The sequence below is a fragment of the Gemmatimonadota bacterium genome (assembly GCA_009835325.1).
GTDB lineage: Bacteria > JAAXHH01 > JAAXHH01 > JAAXHH01 > JAAXHH01 > JAAXHH01.
Genome location: VXWP01000039.1, coordinates 81,734 through 101,023 on the forward strand (window position 1 = coordinate 81,734; position 19,290 = coordinate 101,023).

At 53.4% G+C, this 19,290-nt stretch carries 14 protein-coding genes; 9 read left to right on the plus strand and 5 right to left on the minus strand.

All coding sequences use genetic code 11. The annotated features are described in order from the left end of the window. Window positions 1-8 precede the first annotated feature (8 nt). Complete coding sequence (locus F4Z81_04890; protein MXW04390.1) at window positions 9-797, minus strand: phytanoyl-CoA dioxygenase family protein; 789 nt, start codon at window positions 795-797, stop codon at window positions 9-11. A 301-nt stretch (window positions 798-1,098) separates the two neighbouring features. Between F4Z81_04890 and F4Z81_04895 the strand changes: the two genes are divergently transcribed. From F4Z81_04895 to F4Z81_04915, 5 genes are all read left to right on the plus strand, one after another. Then, the gene (locus F4Z81_04895; protein MXW04391.1) at window positions 1,099-1,551 is read left to right on the plus strand and encodes a hypothetical protein; all 453 of its coding nucleotides are present in this window, start codon (window positions 1,099-1,101) and stop codon (window positions 1,549-1,551) included. Between the two features lie 8 nt (window positions 1,552-1,559). Further along, window positions 1,560-2,927, plus strand: coding sequence for an extracellular solute-binding protein (locus tag F4Z81_04900; protein ID MXW04392.1), 1,368 nt, complete (start codon window positions 1,560-1,562; stop codon window positions 2,925-2,927). 10 nt (window positions 2,928-2,937) lie between these two features. Then, a complete protein-coding gene (locus F4Z81_04905; protein ID MXW04393.1) occupies window positions 2,938-3,867 on the plus strand; it encodes a sugar ABC transporter permease in 930 nt (309 codons plus the stop codon). Window positions 3,868-3,876: 9 nt separating this feature from the next. After that, a complete protein-coding gene (locus F4Z81_04910) occupies window positions 3,877-4,722 on the plus strand; it encodes a carbohydrate ABC transporter permease (GenBank protein MXW04394.1) in 846 nt (281 codons plus the stop codon). A 72-nt stretch (window positions 4,723-4,794) separates the two neighbouring features. Further along, the gene (locus F4Z81_04915; protein ID MXW04395.1) at window positions 4,795-5,976 is read left to right on the plus strand and encodes an ABC transporter ATP-binding protein; all 1,182 of its coding nucleotides are present in this window, start codon (window positions 4,795-4,797) and stop codon (window positions 5,974-5,976) included. Window positions 5,977-6,711: 735 nt separating this feature from the next. Here F4Z81_04915 and F4Z81_04920 read toward each other — a convergent pair. Both F4Z81_04920 and F4Z81_04925 read right to left on the minus strand, forming a co-directional pair. Further along, entirely contained in the window at window positions 6,712-8,013 is a 1,302-nt protein-coding gene (locus F4Z81_04920; GenBank protein MXW04396.1) for a hypothetical protein, read from the minus strand. Between the two features lie 15 nt (window positions 8,014-8,028). Next, the gene (locus F4Z81_04925) at window positions 8,029-8,604 is read right to left on the minus strand and encodes a hypothetical protein (protein ID MXW04397.1); all 576 of its coding nucleotides are present in this window, start codon (window positions 8,602-8,604) and stop codon (window positions 8,029-8,031) included. A gap of 461 nt (window positions 8,605-9,065) precedes the next feature. Here F4Z81_04925 and F4Z81_04930 point away from each other — a divergent pair, with 461 nt between their 5' ends. The 3 genes from F4Z81_04930 to F4Z81_04940 are packed head-to-tail and all read left to right on the plus strand — an operon-like array spanning window position 9,066 to window position 14,865. Beyond that, entirely contained in the window at window positions 9,066-10,205 is a 1,140-nt protein-coding gene (locus tag F4Z81_04930; protein MXW04398.1) for a DNA repair exonuclease, read from the plus strand. Further along, complete coding sequence (locus tag F4Z81_04935; protein ID MXW04399.1) at window positions 10,166-12,913, plus strand: AAA family ATPase; 2,748 nt, start codon at window positions 10,166-10,168, stop codon at window positions 12,911-12,913. The genes F4Z81_04930 and F4Z81_04935 overlap by 40 nt, the downstream gene beginning before the upstream one ends. 17 nt (window positions 12,914-12,930) lie before the next feature. Then, entirely contained in the window at window positions 12,931-14,865 is a 1,935-nt protein-coding gene (locus F4Z81_04940; GenBank protein MXW04400.1) for an AAA family ATPase, read from the plus strand. A gap of 103 nt (window positions 14,866-14,968) precedes the next feature. Here the strand turns inward: F4Z81_04940 and F4Z81_04945 are convergent, their stop codons facing one another. Both F4Z81_04945 and F4Z81_04950 read right to left on the minus strand, forming a co-directional pair. Beyond that, complete coding sequence (locus tag F4Z81_04945; GenBank protein MXW04401.1) at window positions 14,969-15,796, minus strand: SDR family oxidoreductase; 828 nt, start codon at window positions 15,794-15,796, stop codon at window positions 14,969-14,971. A 353-nt stretch (window positions 15,797-16,149) separates the two neighbouring features. Beyond that, window positions 16,150-16,998, minus strand: coding sequence for a hypothetical protein (locus tag F4Z81_04950; GenBank protein ID MXW04402.1), 849 nt, complete (start codon window positions 16,996-16,998; stop codon window positions 16,150-16,152). Between the two features lie 226 nt (window positions 16,999-17,224). Here F4Z81_04950 and uvrB point away from each other — a divergent pair, with 226 nt between their 5' ends. After that, entirely contained in the window at window positions 17,225-19,207 is a 1,983-nt protein-coding gene (gene uvrB / locus F4Z81_04955) for an excinuclease ABC subunit UvrB (protein MXW04403.1), read from the plus strand. Window positions 19,208-19,290: the final 83 nt, after the last annotated feature.

The window sequence follows — 19,290 nt, forward strand, 5'->3', positions numbered from 1 at the left end:
TAAAGGCCCTACAGCGCATCCGCCCGCGTCCTGAGATTTTCAATACCCGCCGTCATGGCCCGCAGGCGCGGGCTTTCCGACTGCATGATCCGCTCATGGGGCTCCAGGATGTAGGGACTGAACCGCTTGATGGACGCCAGGTGGGCGTCCGTTGTGGGACGGGCCGCGTACTTGAGGGCGACATAGCGTCTCCGCCCGGCCTTGCCGTAGACGGCGTGGTAGAGGCACTGGTTGAAAACGACCGCGTCTCCAGGATCCGTCTCAACGGGATGACAGGGGACCTCGTTGCCCGGAGATCCGAAGAACGCGGGATCGTCGAGTCCGTGCCGCTGCTGGAACGGTGCGAGTTCCTCGTGGAAGGGAGACCGGTGTGATCCGGGTATGACGCGCAGCGCCCCCGCTTCCTTCCGCATCGGATCCAGGTACATCATGATCTTGATGCGCAGGTAGCCGAGTTCCTGCGGCCCGGGCCGGTCCGCGTGCCAGTGGTGGTAGGGCCGCCGGGTCATGGTGCCCTGTACGCCTTCCGACCCCGACCAGATCATGTCCTGGCCGAGCAGCTGCACCATGGGCGTATAGATACGGTCGTCCTCGATCATGGGCAGGGCGGCCGGGTGCAATTCGAGGAACGGCGCGATGGACACGTGCTCGTCCTCCGCGGGCTGATGTCCCAGTTCCGCCGTCCATATCACGTCCGCCAGGCGTCCCAGTTCCTCGGTTTCCTCCACATTCAATACCTTCCTGAGCACGATAAACCCGAATACTCTGAAATGATGGATCTGGTCTTCTGTCAGCATGGCGGGATCCCTGCTGAATGGTGGTTTACGTGGCCGCGTGATGTCGAGCCGAGTGAAGCGGCAAGAAGGTCTTGAACAATAGCCATATCCTTAATAACATGGGTCATAATCAGCCGCAAGGCTAAATCAGTGAGACAAGCAACTCGCGTGGTGCGGCCTGCCAATGTGCGGGTCTGCCCATGTACGAATTGCCCTTGCGCGGACTACCTATGTACGACGCGGCTTGCCTTGCACGGTGGGGCCCGCCCATGCGCGGCGCGGCCAACCTGTGCCGCCCGCCCATCATCAGGATCAAATGACCATGGCCCTTACCGAAGGCAAGACCGTAAACGGCAAGAAGGACGGCTACTGGATCACCTATTACGCCAACGGTAACAAGCGCAGCGAAGGCAACTACCGGATGGGCGTGAAGGACGGGAACTGGATCCAGTACTTCAGCAACGGTAACAAGAAGAGCGAAGGACGGTTCAAAAACGGCCTCAACGAAGGCTGGTACACCTGTTGGCACGAGAACGGGACCAAACAGTGGGAAGGCGACTACGGTCCTCACGTGGGCAAATCCTACGACGGCAAGAAAGAAGGCCGTTGGTTCTGCTACTCGGCGAAGGACGGCGAGACCGTGTGGCGCACCATCGAATACAAGCACGGCACGCGTACGCGTCCCGATGTACACCCCCTCGGACCGTGTTTAATGTGCGGAGATCCCATCCACGATCCCGATACGGATCTTTGCCCGGCGTGCAACCGCCCGTGAAACCCCGGATGACGCGCCGCGCATTCCTCCAGTCGTCTACCGCTGCGGGCCTGGGCCTGATGGCCGGCTGTAATCCGGCGCCGTCGCCCGGCGTCATCTTCAAGGGCTGGGTCTACGAACCCGACCTGGTCCGGGAGAACCTCGACTACTTCGAACGGCAGACCGGCATCCGGGTGGACTATAACGCCGTATCGGGAAACTACCACGACAAGATGGTGGCGCTGCACGTGGGCGGAGCGCCCATGGAATGCTGCTACGTCCGCGACGACGACTTCGCCGAATGGGTCGAGGCCGGCTGGCTGCGTCCCTGCGACGACCTCCTGGACGCGGATCCCGATACGTCGGCGACGACCGCGGATCTCTTCCCCTACAACCTCTCGTCCATGACCTACGGCGGCAAACGCTACGGGCTGCCGTACTACACCGACTTCAACATCTGGATCTACAACGCGCCTATGCTCGAGGCGGCGGGATTCGACGCCCCGGCCCGCACGCTGGACGAGTTGACCGAGCAGGCTGTCAAGGTCCGGGAGGCGCGGGTCCGCACGCCGGCCGGGGACATCATCGAGTACCCGATCATGCTCAACTTCCGGCAGAGCGTGCTCGGATTCCTCGACTGGTGGACGCTGAACTACGCCAGCGAGGCGACGCTGTTCGACGATGACCTTAACCCCACCTTCCCGGATGACGAGGACCGCCGGGCCGAGACCATCCTGCAGTGGCTGACGGACGGAATCCACCGTCACCGCATCATCTCCCCTTCGTCGCTCACCGCGGGACAGATGCGCGACCACGTCGCCAGCGGCCGCCAGGTCTACGGCATACTCAACAAGTACGACCTGGAATACGTGAACAACCGACGGAACTCGGTGGCCGCGGACGATGAGCTGAAGCGGCGGGGCTCGGATGCGCTGCACGCGAAGGTGTACCGGATGGCGCCGGTGCCGTCGATCTCGGCGGAACAGCACGGCACCCTGGGATGGACGCGCATGTACTGCCTGACGTCGAGATGCCGGGAAGACCGGATGCAGGACGCCTGGGCGCTGATGAAGTTCCTGGGCGCGAGGGACGCGGAAGGAGAGTACTACACGGCGCGGCGCTGGTTCCGCCTGCGGGGACTGGGTTTCGCCTACCGGTCGCTGCTGGACGATCAGGACATCATCGCCCAGACGGAACAGTGGGGCGAGATCGACAAGGTCCGGGAGCAGTCCCGCCACGTCCGGCCGCGGGAGAACATCAAGGCGCCGTGGTTCCCCGACTTCAAGATCTACTACCAGCCGGAGATCCAGAAGATCCTCCTGGGGCAGCAGTCGGCCCGCGACGGACTCGGCAAAATCGCGCGGCGCTGCCGCCAGCTGATCGCGGATTGGAGTTGAACACGCCGATATGACCGTACTGAGACCCTCCTTTTTCATGACGCGGACGCGGGACTTCCTACCCCTGCTGCTGAACCTGCCGGCGGTGATCCTGCTCCTCGCCTTCATCGCCTATCCCATCGGCATCTCCTTCTGGATGAGCCTGCACCGGTACAACCTGCGGCGACCCGACCAGGTGTACTTCCACGGCCTGGAGAACTACGCGACCATCCTCGCGAGCCCCGAGTTCTGGAACGCGCTGTGGATCTCGCTGTACTTCACCTTCATGGCGGTCCTATTGGTCATCGTGATCGCCATGGCCATCGCCCTGCTGCTCCACGAGTCCTTCCGCGGCCGCGGCGTCGTGCGTGCCTTGCTGCTCATTCCCTGGGCCATTCCGGGTGTGGTCAACGGCCTGATGTGGGTCGGCCTTCTCGGCGATTACGGTGCCTTCAACGCAATGCTGGAGGACACGGTCGCGACTGTCAACTACCTGTTTGGTATCAACATTGTATATACCGGCATGGCCTCGCCCTTCGTCGCGCTGAACGCCGCCATCGGCGCCCACGTGTGGCGGAGCGTGCCCTTCGCCTGCATCATCTTCCTGGCGGCCATCCAGGCCATTCCGACGGAACAGTACCGGGCCGCCCGGGTGGACGGCGCCACGTCGTGGAACCGCTTCCGGTTCATCACCCTGCCCTGGCTGTACCACGCCGTGCTCGTCGTCGCCATCTTCGAAACCATGAACGGCTTCCGGGCCTTCGACCTGATCTACGCGCTCACGGGCGGCGGTCCCGGCGACGCGACCCACGTGATCGCCTGGCAGACCTACAAGGAGGCCTTCGCCCGGCTCGACTTCGGCGGGGCCAACGCCTATTCGTACCTGATCACGCTGATTACCATGACGCTGGCCATCATCTACATCCGGCTGCTGTACCGCCGCGGACTCGTCCAGGGATAGGGGACTATCATGTGGCGACGCGCCTCGCTCTACATCTATGCCCTGGCGGCCGTGATCTACCTGACTTTGCCCTTCGCCTGGGTGGCGGCCGTCAGCCTCATGCCCGAACGGGAGGTGACGCAGCAGCGCTGGTGGCCCGATGAGCCCACCATCGGCAACTACAGCCTCTATTTCGACGTGGAGGGACGGACGGCGGACGTGGGCGCCGCCATCGCCCGGCAGTTCCCCCGGGCCATCGTCAACAGCCTGATCATCGGCACCGCGGTGATGCTCCTCAACCTGACCTGCGGTTCCCTGGCGGCCTACGCCCTGTCGCGCCTGCCGTTCCGGGGCAACCTGCTGCTCCTGCTGTTCTATCTCGGTTCGCGGAGCGTGCCCGGCGTGGCCATCATGATCCCCATGTACCTGCTGATGCGGAGCTACGGACTCCTCGACACGCACCTGTCGGTGATCCTGTCCCACACGACCTTCACCCTGCCCTTCACTATCTGGATCCTGAAGGGCTATTTCCAGACCGTGCCCCTGGACCTGGAACGGGCCGCACGGGTCGACGGCTGCACGCCGCTGGGCGCGCTGCTGCGGGTGTTTCTGCCGGTAACGACGCCGGGACTGGTCGCCGTGGGCATCTTCGCCTTCATCGCGTCCTGGGGCGAGTTTCTCTTCGCCCTGCTCTTCACCACCACCATCGCCTCCCGTCCGGTCACGGTACTGGCGTCGGATTTCGCCCAGGAACTGCAGGTGCCCTTCACCGTCATCGCCGCGGGCGGCGTGCTGGTCATCCTCCTACCCCTGGTCCTGTCCTTCCTCTTCCAGCGGCTCATCATCCAGGGCATCGGCGGTTCGGTGACGGGGTAGGCAAGCGATAGGATAGTCAGATGGTCAGAAGATCCCGCGGCCGGTTCATCGTTTAGTTGAGGAGCAAATCCATTGGCTCGAGTCCGGTTAAACAACCTTACGAAACACTTCGGCGATGTGGTGGCCGTGGACGACGTCACGCTCGACATCGCCGATCGCGAGTTCCTGACGCTCCTGGGTCCCTCGGGCTGTGGCAAGACCACCCTGCTCAACATGATCGCCGGGCTCGAATCCCCCACGGCGGGCGAGGTATGGTTCGACGACCGGAACGTGACGGCCGTGCCGCCCGAACGGCGGGACATCGCCATGGTATTCCAGACCTACGCCCTCTATCCCCACATGAGCGTCTTCGACAACGTCGCCTTTGGTCTCAAGATGCGCGGCGTGCCCGCGGAGGATCGAAAACGACTCGTGCTGGAAGCGTCAAAGACCATGGAGATCGAACACCTGCTGGACCGCAAGCCCCGGGCGCTCAGCGGCGGCCAGCGGCAGCGGGTCGCCCTGGCCCGCGCCATCGTACGCGATCCGGGCGTGTTCCTCCTCGACGAACCGCTTTCCAATCTGGACGCACAGCTTCGCGTGGTGATGCGCACGGAACTCAAGCGGCTCCACGGCGAGCTGGAAATGACCTTCGTCTACGTCACCCACGACCAGGCCGAATCGCTCATCCTCTCCGACCGTATCGTGGTCATGAAGGAGGGGCAGATCCAGCAGATCGGCACCCCCGAGTCCATTTACGACAACCCCGCCAACACCTTCGTGGCGGGTTTCGTGGGGAGCCCGCCCATCAACCTGCTCAAGGGCACGCTGGAACAATCGGCCGGTGGCGTCTGGCGGGTAGTCGGCGAGGGGTACGCTTGTGATGTGGCTGCGTCGATGGTAGAGCGCATGGAACCGCCGGAAGGGCAGGAGGTATTTCTGGGTGTTCGGGCCGAGGACATCGGGGTAGAACCGGCTCCGGCATCACCGGGATCGACCAGTAAGGCACCAGATTCCGCGACTGCGGTAGCCTCGGCGCCGGACTCCGGGTCAAATAACTCCCGGCCTCCAGTCCGGGCAACGGTCGTCGTGCGCGAACCCATGGGCAGCGACCTTTACCTGACGGTTGATGTCGGAGGCACCAACGTCAAGGTGCGCACCCGGCCGGACGTTCGTTTCGACCGGGGCGACAGCGTGGATCTCTCTTTTGACCCTGGGAAGATACATCTGTTCGACGGGGAGAATGGAGAGGCGCTGACCACATCAAAATTATGATCTCATACTAACTGTATAGCAGAGTTCTTGATCCTGCAGGTTTCTCTTTAAAAAAACAATTGGTGTTTACAAATGTCGTAATTTATACGAAAGGGAAACATGTAGTAACGAACTGGTGGAGATGTGTTCACAACCCAGATTGGCTGCAACTTCGCATGTACTGAAAACTACTGAAACAGTTATCTACGTCGTAGGGTGAACCATCAGAACGAATCTCTCCTTCTCGATCAAAACATAACGGACCATCGAAGTTACACTCAACAAATGACCCATCTGGGTTCAACCATATCCATGTAAAACCATCGCCACCTTTTGATTTCAACTTGCCTTCATCGCCAATAATCTCCCATGCATCCCTAAGGTCGGGAGCGCCAGCGTGACCAGCAGGTCTTAACATAAGATATTCTTCATATGTGACGATTCGAACGCTGGTCGGAAATTGTGACGGTGAATCGTTGCACTGTACACCGAATACCATTGCCGAGACTACGACGAACATAGTTTTAGTACATAAAACGGGATTCGTCATTTATCCCTATTCTTCTTTCGCATAAACTCCCATTGCTTCTGTGGTGGCGTTTTCGCATCAGCGCGTGCCAAATCTTCCGGGGAAGCAGCAATTGGCGGTGGTAGTGGATATATTACGGGCCTTCCACGCGTACGCGTAGGAGATGTACTACCGACGATTTCTTTTTCCTTTGCCTTGCGTTTGCGCTTCACCAAAAAGTATCTGCCTTAGTACGGTTCATCAACGGACATTTGAGCATTCATAACGGATACTCCATCTGAAGGGTAGTGTGGAAACCCCGGTTTGTAATACGGTTTACTGGTGGAATCACTACCCAGTTTCCACAACAGATACTCCATGCCGAACGACCCCTTAACGCTGTTGCAGTACCCACATAACAGTTGCAGATTGGAGAGGTGGTCCGTGCCACCCACGCTACGGGCGATGATGTGATCCACCGTCAAGTTGTTGATCTTAAAGTGTTCCCTGCATCCGTTGCAATTCCCTTCCTGTTCGCCGTACAGGGCCGTTTTGTTCTCCTTGCAGTTGTACTTAGGCAGTTTGCCAAGATCGGTACGTTTAGGGATATCGAAACGTTGTGTAAGTGAGTAGAAAAGGCCCCCTGCGTCCTGAATCCGTTCCCTTACGAGTTCGTAAGCCTTCGGGGAAATGTCTATCCCCACCCATTGCCTGTTCAGGTTGTGAGCTGCTACACAGGCCGTAGCGCAACCGCAGAACGGATCCAACACAACATCCCCTTCATTGCTACTGGCCTTTATAATTCGTTCCAGTAAGGCAAGGGGTTTCTGTGTTGGGTAACCTGTGCGTTCCTTCGATTGGGAATTAAGTACGGGAATAAACCAAACATCCCCTGCCCTTACACCTTTAGGATCAATGTCAGTAACGTAAACATCCCCATCCTTGATTCTGGTATGGTAATGCTGCTTTCGTTCCAAAGAACGTTCAGTGTACGGGTCGTAGAGGACATTGTATTGGTAATAGTCGTTCTTGGTGTAGAAAAGAATAACGTCATGCAATCGTTGAAAACGTTTCGCCTTCCCGGTCCACCTTCGATAGTGCCAAATCACTTCGTTTCTTAATCTGTACCGTCCAAAAATCGAATCCATAATCAGCTTTAAATAATGACTCATGGTGGGATCACAATGTAGGTATATTGACCCTGTATCCTTCAAAACGCGGTGCATTTCCAACAACCTGGGGGCCATGTAGATAAGGTAAGCCTTATCGGAGTCCGTCAACGTAGCATTTATGATCCTCGTAAGAACAGGATGGTTTTTCTCGAAATCCAGAAGCCACGCAAGGTCTATATCACTAAGTGTCCAAGTGTCCTTGAATTCGGCTCCGGCCGCCTTGCTCCCAATCGGTGCGGCGTAGTCGTGGTTCGAATTGAACGGAGGATCGAGGTAGATCAAGTCCACGGAATCGGAATTCATGCCGCGAAGGACTGGTAAATTGTCCGATGTCCACATGGTTTCATTGACCCAGTTAGACGTTGCCATAACTAACATCCCCTATTGGGCTGCTTATTTCTTAGGATCGTCACAATTTTGAGACGAGATAAACTCTTTCCATTGCCTACTAAGTACGGACACTTCACTTAACACGTTACTTAATTTGCCTTCTACTGCACTTAAACTGATTTCTATTGTTTTAACGATATCTTGGTATGGCGATAGACGTGTTAGTTCTTCATCATAAGAATCTGTTTCAATAACATCTTCGCCGCACAGGCGTTTTTTACCATGATGATACCTATACTTCACTTTATATGATTCTCCGCTTGTTTTCTCCTTTAATGTCCACACCGTTCCCCACATAGACTCCCTATATTCTCCAGGTGCCAAAGATGACAGTAACCCGGTTGACAATGGGCCTCTAATATCCGGAATCGGATATTCCATCTCGAAAGATATATCTGTCGCCACGTCTTTCCCTATGTTGTGTATTCGCAATTTCAACAAACCAGGACGAAGGTGATCGTGATGAGTATACACAATGATTCTGGGACGTGTTTGTGACTTGAACGTCCGCCATGCAATCACCGCGATTGATATCGTTACCAAAACCATTAGCCCATTTACAATGGTGCCCACGTCCACAATAACATCCCCTTAGATTGGATAGCTCATAGCCTACAGACTTTGACTCATTTCATTATTGTTTCTGTGGTCTCTTATTCAACCAAATCATTACACTTTAGTTTCTTGCCTTCAAGTCCCAAAACGATAGAACACATCTGATCCATCACGTATCTGTGCATGTGCTTGCCACTCATTTTGTGATACGTTCCATGATAACCGCGATTGAATACCGACCGCTGCGTTTCAGACGCTTTGGTGGTTGCTTAGGTTTCGCTTACGTACTCACCCTGCGAGTGCTTTAGTTTTACCGCCTCGTGACTATAACCCGTCACGCAGTATACGCTTTCGCTTCATCTGTGTAAACCGTCAAACGGAACTTGATTACCGAAGGCATTCTGGTTTTATTACCGTAGTTTGCTTCAAAATGCATCAATTTTCAATATTGTGAAGATTACGTTTGATATAGGAAACAGTTGTCTATGGTAAGGTTTATTCATACCTCCGACTGGCAGATAGGTAAGGTATTTCGGTTTTTGGATGACACCACGATGGGGTTACTCCAGGAAGCGCGTTTACAAGCAATTAATCGCATAGGAGAGCAAGCTCATAATTGCGAGGTCGAAGACGTTCTAGTAGCCGGTGATATCTACGACATGGAGGAACTTACACCTCAATCGGTTAATCGACCACTTGAACGGATGCGAACCTTCTCGAACGTTGTATGGCATCTTATACCTGGAAACCACGATCCACATCGTCCAAATGGTCTATGGGATCGACTTTTACACAGGGGCCTGCCTGACAATGTGCGAGTCTACATAAAGCGAGAGCCAGTGATTCTAAAGGACAACGATTTGGCGCTTTTGCCTGCACCACTGCATTACCGGCATGAACTCGATGATATTACTGCCTACATGGATCATGTTGAACTTGCGGATGGCGTCGTGAGGATTGGGCTTGCTCACGGAACAGTTACTGATTTCGGATCCAGTAGTGGGAGAGCACCTAACTTCATTACGCCAGACCGTATACGAAGCGCAGACCTCGATTATCTCGCACTCGGAGATTGGCACGGTCAGTTAAAGATCAATGAGAGGTGTTGGTACAGTGGAACCCCAGAAGTTGATGCATTTCATACAGAAAACGGCGGTCAAGCATTACTAGTCAAAATCGAGGGACGTGGTGCTACCCCAGTAGTGGAACCGTTTCCAACCGGATACTATACGTGGGAGCGAGTTACGGAACAAATCAATTGCGGTGAAGACATTGACTACCTTGAAACCAGACTACGTGGTCTAGCTGAAGCACTAGATCGAGTATTGATTCACCTCGAAATAGAGGGTGCAGTGTCGTTAGAAGACCGCCAGCGTTTTCAGAATCAAATAACCGACGGCGTTACAGCCGCTTTCTGTTATATGAGAATTGATGATGACCATCTGTACTCTAAGCCAACAGAAAGGGATCTTGATCAAATCGATCGAGGAGGTTTCGTGCGTGCTGCTGCGGAAGAGTTGAAGCAGCGAGCAGAAGACGATAGTGACGAGGAACAAGCAATCGCCGCTCAGGCTCTACATCGGCTATTTATAGAACATATGAAGTTACAGGCGGGCCAACAGTGAGAATCCGCTCTCTGGCTTTCAATCAGTTTAAAAAATTCACTACTCCAACACGTTTGGACGGTATCCAAGACGGACTCAACGTCGTAGTAGGGCCTAATGAAATCGGTAAGTCTACTTTACTTGATGCCTTCCAAGCTGTTCTCTTCCAAAGACATACCTCCAAGGCCAGTCCTATTAAGGCTTATCAGAACGACCGGAACCAAACCGCTCCCGTGGTCGAACTGACATTCGAACTGGAACATGACGTTTATCGCATCACTAAGCGTTTTGTGAAGAAGCCCTACGCCAAGTTAACCTGTCCAGACGGTCGGATACTGGAAGGCGACAATGCAGAAGCTTCACTCCGTAGTCTACTAGGTTTCTACGAGTCAGGGAATACAGGAGCGAAACCAGAGACGATGGGTATGTGGAATATACTCTGGGTAAAACAAGGCTGGTCTTTCCGTACTCTCGATGTACCTGATAGCGCACGTACAAATCTTCACAGTGCACTAGAATCTGAAGTTGGCAATGTACTGGGAGGACGACGAGGCCGGGCTTTACCGCAATCAATCGAAAAACAACTAGCGGCGCTGATTACACCAAATACTGGCCGCCCTCGTGGCAAATACAAAGAATCGAATGAACGAATCGAAACTTTGCGTAGTGAACATGAAAGCTTGCAGGCACGTCGCCAGGAACTCACAGATACACTAAACAAACTAGAGGACTCCGAAACCACTTTGGAACGTTTGTCTTCTAGTGAATTCATTGATCAAGAAAAACAGGAGCTCGAAGACACACAGATAAGGTTTAGTGAACTTTCAGATTTGGAATCCAATATAGATACTGCACGCATGGAACTAGAACTCCGTAAACAGAAACTCGAACAGGTTAACCGGAAGTCAGTTGAACGAGACGAGTTAAATACCGAAATCGAAATACTCCAAGAAAAACAAAGTAAGTCTAGGCAACGATTAGTAGAATTGGGGGAGAAGGTTAAAGAAGCCCAGGCACATCATCTGGAGTCTAGGACCAGTATTGAGAAACTAGAAGCGGTAGTATCCAAAGCTGAAGAATCCGTATCACGTTGTCGTCGAATACTGGTTGCCGTTGAGAACCGAATTCAAATAAACAAGCTTGAGCAGCAGTACCGAAAAGCTTTAGCATCTGAAGTATACCAGCGGGAGGCCCTTGCATCTGCTGCGGCCATTCTTGTGACAGACGAGGTGATGGCTGGTATACTTGAAGCCGACAAAGAACACGAAAGAGTAAAGAACAGTCTAGATGCCTCTGCGACGATAGTCTCATTCGAGATGGAATCAGACGCGTTTACCGAGATAGAAGTTGATGGGAAACCAGTGACCAGTGATCAGTCGACTATTCGAATAGTAAAACCCACTGCTGTCACCATTCCGGGTCGTGGTCGCATCTTAATCGAACCAGGCATTAAGGATCGTGACAAACTGCTCGGTCAACTGTTGGAGGCTAACAACAAGTTGAGAATGGTTCTTGAAGCAGCAGGAGCCGAAACCGTCAGCGACGCGGAGGATCAGCATGTCAGACGGCAGACACTACTTCAAGATGCCGAGTTTGCCAGCCAACAAGTCGAATTGTATGCCCCAGCCACTGATGAACATCCAGCGGGAGCACAGTCTCTATCCGATTACATTGATGGAATACGACAGGCTCTCGGGCGAGAGTTGGACCTGCTTCAAATGGATGAATTGCCGACACTTCAAAGTGCCAGAGACTCACTGCATGACGCACAACTGCAGGCTGAAAACGCACGAGAGGATATCAGTACAGCACGTGCTTCGATGGTTGGTCCAGTCGAGAATATGAACTCCCTAACTTCCGAGCGTGATACCCTCCAGGGTGGTCATAACGAAAACAAAAACCGACTCTTAAATCTGGAGGAGAATCTAAAACAGTTGGAAAGTGAGCAATCGGATGAAGAACTACATTCTGCTATTGAAAAAGCAATAAACGATGTTTCGGTACAGGAAATACTTATCGTCGAACTCGAAGGACAAAGAACAGACGAGACTTTGCCACAGTTGGAAGCACGCATAACTCGACTGGAAAAAGCCACCCAAGACAGGAACGAAAAACGTTCCGACCTTAAAATTGAGATTGCTCGTTTGAAATCACAAATTGAAGTGGTAGAGGGAGTTGGCCTCGACGAAGTAATCGGTGTTAAAACCAGTGAGTTAGAAAGTGCCGAGGCCGAACAAAGTCGAATGCGAAACGAAGTGAAGATACTCGATCTGTTGCTATCGACCTTGCGAAAATCCGAGAGGGATGCAATGGAAAGATATCTCTCTCCTGTCCTCAAGCGTGTCCAGCCATATCTGCAACTGTTGTTCCCAGGCGCCAATTTAGAGATAGACCAGAATCTTAAAATACAAGGTGTAGAGAGGGTTGACGGGTATGTTGAAAACTTTCATCAACTGAGTATGGGTACACAAGAACAAGTGGCGGTTTTGGTCCGTCTTGCATTTGCCGAAATGCTCGCCGAACAAGGTTATCCAGCTACTGTAATCCTCGACGATGCCCTTGTTTTTTCGGATGATCGTAGGATGAGCCGTATGTTTGATATTCTTAACATAGCATCCCGAACAGTTCAGGTAATCATTCTCACTTGCCGGGAACAACTTTTTGAGCGACTTGGCGGTCATCAGCTAAGATTAAGTGACACTGACATTGACAATCTTGAGACAGCATAAAGGAATAAACTGGACACATGAAAATAAAGTCTGTTCGAATTCGGAATTTCAGATCGTTTGATGACATAACAATACCATTTAACAACTACGCGTGTTTCGTTGGACCAAATGGTGCTGGGAAATCCACAGTTTTAACTGCATTGAACGTGTTTTTTAGAGAATATGAAAATCACCCAACTGACCTTAGCCAATTGGATATAGAGGACTTTCACTGCCGAAATACCGATAATCCAATCAGGATTACAGTCACGTTCACCGAACTTAATGAGGAGGCTCAGGAGGATTTTTCGGACTATTATCGACAAGGATTACTTGTTGTCTCGGCCGTAGCGACATTCGACGAAGACTCCCAAAAAGCGGAGGTGAAACAGTTCGGCGAACGGCTCGGAATGTCCGATTTCGCTCCATTTTTCAGGGCACTAGATAACGGTGAAAAGGTAGCAGTTTTGAAGGAGATCTATAGCAACATTCGAACTACTTACACGGACCTTCCGGCCCCCGGTACAAAAGAAACAATGAAAAGTGAACTTCGATCTTACGAGAACAGCCACCCAGATGACTGTGAGCTCATTCCAAGCGAAGATCAGTTTTATGGGTTTTCAAGAGGGTCTAACCGACTTGCCAAACATATACAGTGGGTCTATGTACCTGCTGTTAAGGACGCAACTTCAGAACAAATAGAAGCTAAAAACACAGCATTGGGTAAGTTACTTTCGCGTACCGTACGTTTAAGGACGGATTTCGATCAGTCAGTTAGGTCTTTGCGCATGCAGATGCAAGAACAATATCAAGTGTTGCTGGATGAAAACCAGCACGTACTCGATGAAGTGTCTGACTCACTACAGAATCGCCTTACTGAATGGGCACATCCAGGAGCCAAGTTGAGTCTACAGTGGCAACAAGATCCTGATAGGTCTGTTAGAGTTGAAGAACCTTGGGCACATATTCTAGCTGGTGAAGGGGAGTTTGAAGGGGAGCTATCTCGCTTTGGGCACGGACTGCAACGGTCGTATTTACTAGCATTACTACAGGAACTGGCAGGAACGGACGTATCGGCAGCTCCCACTTTGATTCTAGCTTGTGAGGAACCGGAACTTTATCAACATCCACCTCAAGCTCGGTATCTTGCTGACGTGCTTAAAAGGTTAAGCAGCGACAACACCCAGATCATCATTACGACACACAACCCACTGTTTGTTTCGGGAGAAGGATTTGAGGATGTGCGGATGATCCGGAAAGCTTCGAATAGTCTAGCATCATCGGTCTCATATATGTCTTACGTGGACATTTCAGATGTGATTTCAGAAGTTCTTGAAACAAGACCACAAGCGCCTGAAGGAGCACTAGCGAAAATAAACCAAGCATTGCAGCCAGGACTTAATGAGATGTTTTTTACTCGTCGACTGGTTTTAGTTGAAGGCTTGGAGGATGTTGCTTACATACTTTCCTACATCAACTTACTTGATCGGTCCGAAGAGATTCGAAGAATCGGATGTCATATAGTATCAACGCAAGGTAAAAGTGAATTGTTGCAACCATTCGTTATTGCAAAGCATATGAGTATTCCAACCTATCTCGTTTTTGACTCAGACGCTGATAAGCCAGACCGAAGCGGGAGTCGTTCTAAACATGAGAAAGACAACAAAGCCCTTCTAAAGCTCGCTGATATACCGAACCCCAATGCGTTTCCAGATGAAACTTTCTGGAGCAGTGGGGTTACAATGTGGCATTCAGATATCGGAACTACTGTTCAATCGGAAATCGGTATAAGTGATTGGGCGGGATTCTCAGAGCAGGCTGATATACGTTTTGGCCAAGTTGGTGGTCTTAAGAAAAACACATTACATATTGGTACAAGCCTTTCAATCGCTTGGGACGCTGGTAAACAATCAGAGAGTTTAATCCAACTTTGTGATGTTATATTGAATTCGGAGAACTACATTGGAGCTTAGTTCAGTAGTCAGGTGTTTTGAGCAAAAACGAGATTTCGGTAGTGAGATCGTATCTCTTATGTGAGTTGCATCCCAGTCTTTTGGAAGCCGTTTCTATCGATCCTCAGTACTGCTGCTCATCCGGCGCATTTGGCTGCCCCGGATGCGATCCACCCGCGTTCTTGGCCGTGTTCCCGCCGTCCAGCGGCATGAGCGCTCCGGTGACCCAGCTTGAGGCGTCGGAGGCGAGGAAGATGGCCAGTCCCTGGATGTCTTCCGATTTTCCCAGGCGGCCGATGGGGATACCCCGCAGGTAGGTGTCGCCCAGCTTGGCGTCGGCGTCGATGCGCTTGCTCAGGCCTTCGTTCATGATCTGGGCGCATACGATGGCGTTGACGCGTACGCCCTTGCTGCTCCACTCCGTGCTCATCTCCCGCGTCATCTGGGCCACGCCGCCCATGGCGATGCTGTAGGACATGTGGCCGCGGCCGAGGGCCGACAGCCCGGCGATGGACACGATGTTGATGATGCTGCCCCGACCGGCCTCGATCATGCGCTTCGCGCCTTCCTGGCAGCAGACGTACCTTCCGACGACCAGCGTGTTCAGGGTCTGGATGAGCCCGGCTTCGGTAATTTCCAGGGGCAGTTGATTGATTCCCCCCTCTCCGGCGATATTGGCCAGTACGTCGATACGTCCGTAGGTTTCGTCCAGCCGTGCGAACATCTTGCGGATCTGCGCTCCGTTGGAGACGTCGCATACCACCGGCTCCGCTCGCCGGCCCCGGCGTTCGATCTCCCTGACCGTTTCCTGCATGCCCTCTTCATTGACATCGGCCAGCATGAGATCCGCGCCCGACTCGGCATAGGCGATGGACGTCGCCTTGCCCATGCCGGCGGCCGCGCCGGAGACCAGGGCCACGCGTCCGCTCAGGTCGAATAATGGATGAGACATGGCCACTCCTGTTCGTGCCGGGTCCGAAATAAAACACCAGGTCGCTGTGTATTACTTAACCCCACTAGGATCTTTGTTCTTGGTTACAAAGACAAGGAGGAAGAAGGCGTTATTAGCGTGGTAGATTCAGTTTGAAGAGAATAGTAGATCCAATTCAATGCACAGGCATCGCAGTCTATCAAACACCTCAATTTGGATCCGCAGAGAAACTGACGAAAAACTGTAGCGATTTCGTCGAGTTCCAATTCGGTCTACTGATTCTTTCGATTACCGGGATGCACCCTCACATCAACTCCCTTGACGATCCAATCAACATACTTCAGCAGGCTAAGTTGATTGGAACTGTTTCGAAATCAAACCTGTTGTTCAAGCAGCACATCTATATCACGCTTGGTTCTTAATCTTATTAAATCTGCCCAGTTGTTTTTTCTAAACTCCCTCACATTCAAAAACCTCAGCCCAAATTTACAGACGATCTTTCTCATTGTGTACCGTCTGACCTTCTTGTCAATAAATTCGTTTATATCAAGCGCACTGAATAAGTGCGTATAGGTTTGATAGGTAACGACTAAGTGCATGAGAGGGATAAGTGATATCGAAAGAACAATCGGTACTAACACTATGCGGGCTGTTTCAAGCGATGCTAGAGTTTTGAAATCGTAGAAAGCACTATATATTGCCGATCCAGCAATTACAAAACCCATGGAGGCTAACATCCAGCCTGTCACGGTCTCGGCTGACTTGTACTCTTCATTGGTTTTGGCAACTGCATTAGCTAGTCCAATGGTAATAAGAAAGAACTGTAATAGTAGCTCAATAAACACCGAAAAGGTATATGTTGAAACTAGATACTCAAGAATAACAATAGCTTTAACACTGTCAGTAACTAGAGTTCTGGCTGGACTCGTTATTGTATTCGAATCTTTAGCGATTTTAAACGTTTGCACTATACCTGCAAAGAAAAACCACATAACTGTCTCCTTTTGCAGGTCTATAGTCCAAATCCCCGAAACATACAATAACACTAGAATTACAGAGACATAACCAAGTAGGATTGCAACGAACTTAAACAATACCGGATTTTGGAATGGGATTTTCAGTATATTCCATAGGCACTTTCGTAAGTCTTTATGAAGCATTGCCAGTCCGATAACAAATAACGTCCAGATGACTGCTGCAAATTCCCTATTGTTTAAATCCATGCTACTTCTCACAAATGACTTAATTGGTTACCTGAAAACCTTCCAAATTTCAAGTCAGTAGACACGTTTTAGTTACCAGACTGCAGCACTTGAAATACCCTCTGTTCCGGTGCGAGGTACCGGTCAATCCCCTTTGCATTTGAGGCTGCTTCGGCATATATTATAAGGGTCTTTTCGCCTATTTATCCAGTCGTATTTACGACTAAGTATCTCGACGGACTTGCGAATGCCTCCCTTCACCGTCGTTTCCGATTACGAACCCCGGGGTGACCAGCCCAGGGCGATCGAGGAACTCGTCCAGGGTGTGCACCGGGGGGACAGGCACCAGTGTCTCCTCGGCATAACGGGCAGCGGCAAGACCTACACCATGGCCCAGGTCATTGCCGAGCTGCAGAAGCCGACCCTGGTCATCTCGCCGAACAAGACCCTGGCCGCCCAGCTTTACGGCGAGTTCAAGGGGTTCTTCCCGAAGAACGCCGTCGAATACTTCATCAGCTACTACGACTACTACCAGCCGGAAGCGTACATGCCTGTGACGGATACCTATATCGAGAAGGATTCGTCCGTCAACGAGGACCTGGACAAGCTCCGGCTGCGGGCGACGAGCGCGCTGCTGGAACGGCGGGACGTGGTGATCGTCGCCTCCGTATCCTCCATCTACAGCCTGGGATCCCCCGACGAGTGGAAGGAGTTCATCCTCCTCGTGGACCGGGGCGAGGCGTACGAGCGGGATATGATCATGCGCAAGCTGATCGACATGCACTACAACCGGAACGATTACGACTTCGCGCGGGGCACATTCCGCGTGCGGGGCGACACCCTCGACATCCTGCCCGCGGACCAGGAGAAGGGCATACGCATCGAGATGTTCGGCGACGAAGTCGACCGCATTACCGAGTTCGATCCCCTTACGGGCGAGGTGCTGGCCGAACGGGACCGCATCGCCGTCTACCCGGCACGTCACTTCGTCACTACGGCGCCGCGCCTGGACCAGGCCATGAAGGCCATCGAGGAGGAACTTGACGAGCGGCTTCGGGTGCTCTATGACGAGAACAAGCTGCTCGAGGCCCAGCGGCTGGAACAGCGCACGCGCTTCGATCTGGAGATGATGCGGGAGATCGGGTTCTGCGCCGGCATCGAGAACTACTCCATGCACCTGTCGGGGCGGTCCCCGGGCGAGCGTCCCTTCTGCCTCTTCGACTTCTTCCCCAACGATTTCCTGCTGGTCATCGACGAGTCCCACGTCTCCCTGCCCCAGCTCCGGGCCATGTACAACGGCGACCGGTCGCGGAAGACCACGCTGGTGGAGCACGGATTCCGGCTGCCGTCGGCGCTGGACAACCGTCCGTTGACCTTCGAGGAATTCGAGACGATGGTCAACCAGGTGATCTACGTATCGGCCACGCCGGCCGACTACGAACTGAGCCAGTGTCAGGGCGTTGTGGTCGAGCAGATCATCCGGCCCACGGGGCTGATGGACCCCGAGATCAGCGTGCAGCCCGTGGAAAACCAGATGGATGATCTCCTGACCCGGATCCGGGAGCGCGCGGACCGGCAGGAGCGGGTGCTCGTGACGACGCTGACCAAGCGGATGGCGGAAGACCTGACCGATTATCTCAGGCAGCTGAACGTGCGGGTGCGCTATCTCCATTCCACCATCGATTCCATCGAGCGCGTCGAGATCCTGCGCGACCTGCGTCTCGGCAAGTTCGACGTCCTCGTGGGCATCAACCTGCTCCGCGAGGGGCTCGACCTGCCCGAAGTCTCCCTGGTCGCCATCCTGGACGCGGACAAGGAGGGGTTCCTGCGGTCGGAACGCTCGCTGATCCAGACGGCGGGGCGGGCGGCGCGGAACGTGCGCGGCGAGGTGATCTTCTACGCCGACAACATCACCGACTCCATGCGGCGGGCCATGGAGGAGACGAACCGCCGGCGGGTGCTGCAGCAGGAGTACAACGAACTGAACGGGATCGAGCCCGAGACCGTGTACAAGTCCATCGAGGAGATCATCCAGACCACGGCCGTGGCCGACGTGAAAGCCGTGGACGACGACATGCCGATCCTGAACACCATCGCGAAGATGGACCAGAGCACCGTCGTGGAGGAACTCAAATCCGCCATGTACGAGGCCGCCGCCAACCTGGAGTTCGAGAAGGCGGCCAGGCTGCGCGACGAGATCAACCGGCTGGAGTCCCAACCCACGAAATGAGACGGGCCGTTGCCTGCCGGGTCGGTTCGTTCCCCGTATCGCCGGTGACAAACCTTTTCGGGCCGGCCGCGGTCCGTCCACCT

Excerpts from the sequence above, each read along its gene's own strand:
- F4Z81_04940 (MXW04400.1), top strand. The coding sequence starts at position 12,931 with ATGAAAATAAAGTCTGTTCGAATTCGGAATTTCAGATCGTTTGATGAC.
- F4Z81_04910 (MXW04394.1), top strand. The coding sequence starts at position 3,877 with ATGTGGCGACGCGCCTCGCTCTACATCTATGCCCTGGCGGCCGTGATC.
- F4Z81_04945 (MXW04401.1), bottom strand. The coding sequence starts at position 15,796 with ATGTCTCATCCATTATTCGACCTGAGCGGACGCGTGGCCCTGGTCTCC.
- F4Z81_04900 (MXW04392.1), top strand. The coding sequence starts at position 1,560 with ATGACGCGCCGCGCATTCCTCCAGTCGTCTACCGCTGCGGGCCTGGGC.
- F4Z81_04905 (MXW04393.1), top strand. The coding sequence starts at position 2,938 with ATGACCGTACTGAGACCCTCCTTTTTCATGACGCGGACGCGGGACTTC.
- F4Z81_04930 (MXW04398.1), top strand. The coding sequence starts at position 9,066 with ATGGTAAGGTTTATTCATACCTCCGACTGGCAGATAGGTAAGGTATTT.
- F4Z81_04890 (MXW04390.1), bottom strand. The coding sequence starts at position 797 with ATGCTGACAGAAGACCAGATCCATCATTTCAGAGTATTCGGGTTTATC.
- F4Z81_04895 (MXW04391.1), top strand. The coding sequence starts at position 1,099 with ATGGCCCTTACCGAAGGCAAGACCGTAAACGGCAAGAAGGACGGCTAC.
- F4Z81_04950 (MXW04402.1), bottom strand. The coding sequence starts at position 16,998 with ATGGATTTAAACAATAGGGAATTTGCAGCAGTCATCTGGACGTTATTT.
- uvrB (MXW04403.1), top strand. The coding sequence starts at position 17,225 with ATGCCTCCCTTCACCGTCGTTTCCGATTACGAACCCCGGGGTGACCAG.
- F4Z81_04920 (MXW04396.1), bottom strand. The coding sequence starts at position 8,013 with ATGTTAGTTATGGCAACGTCTAACTGGGTCAATGAAACCATGTGGACA.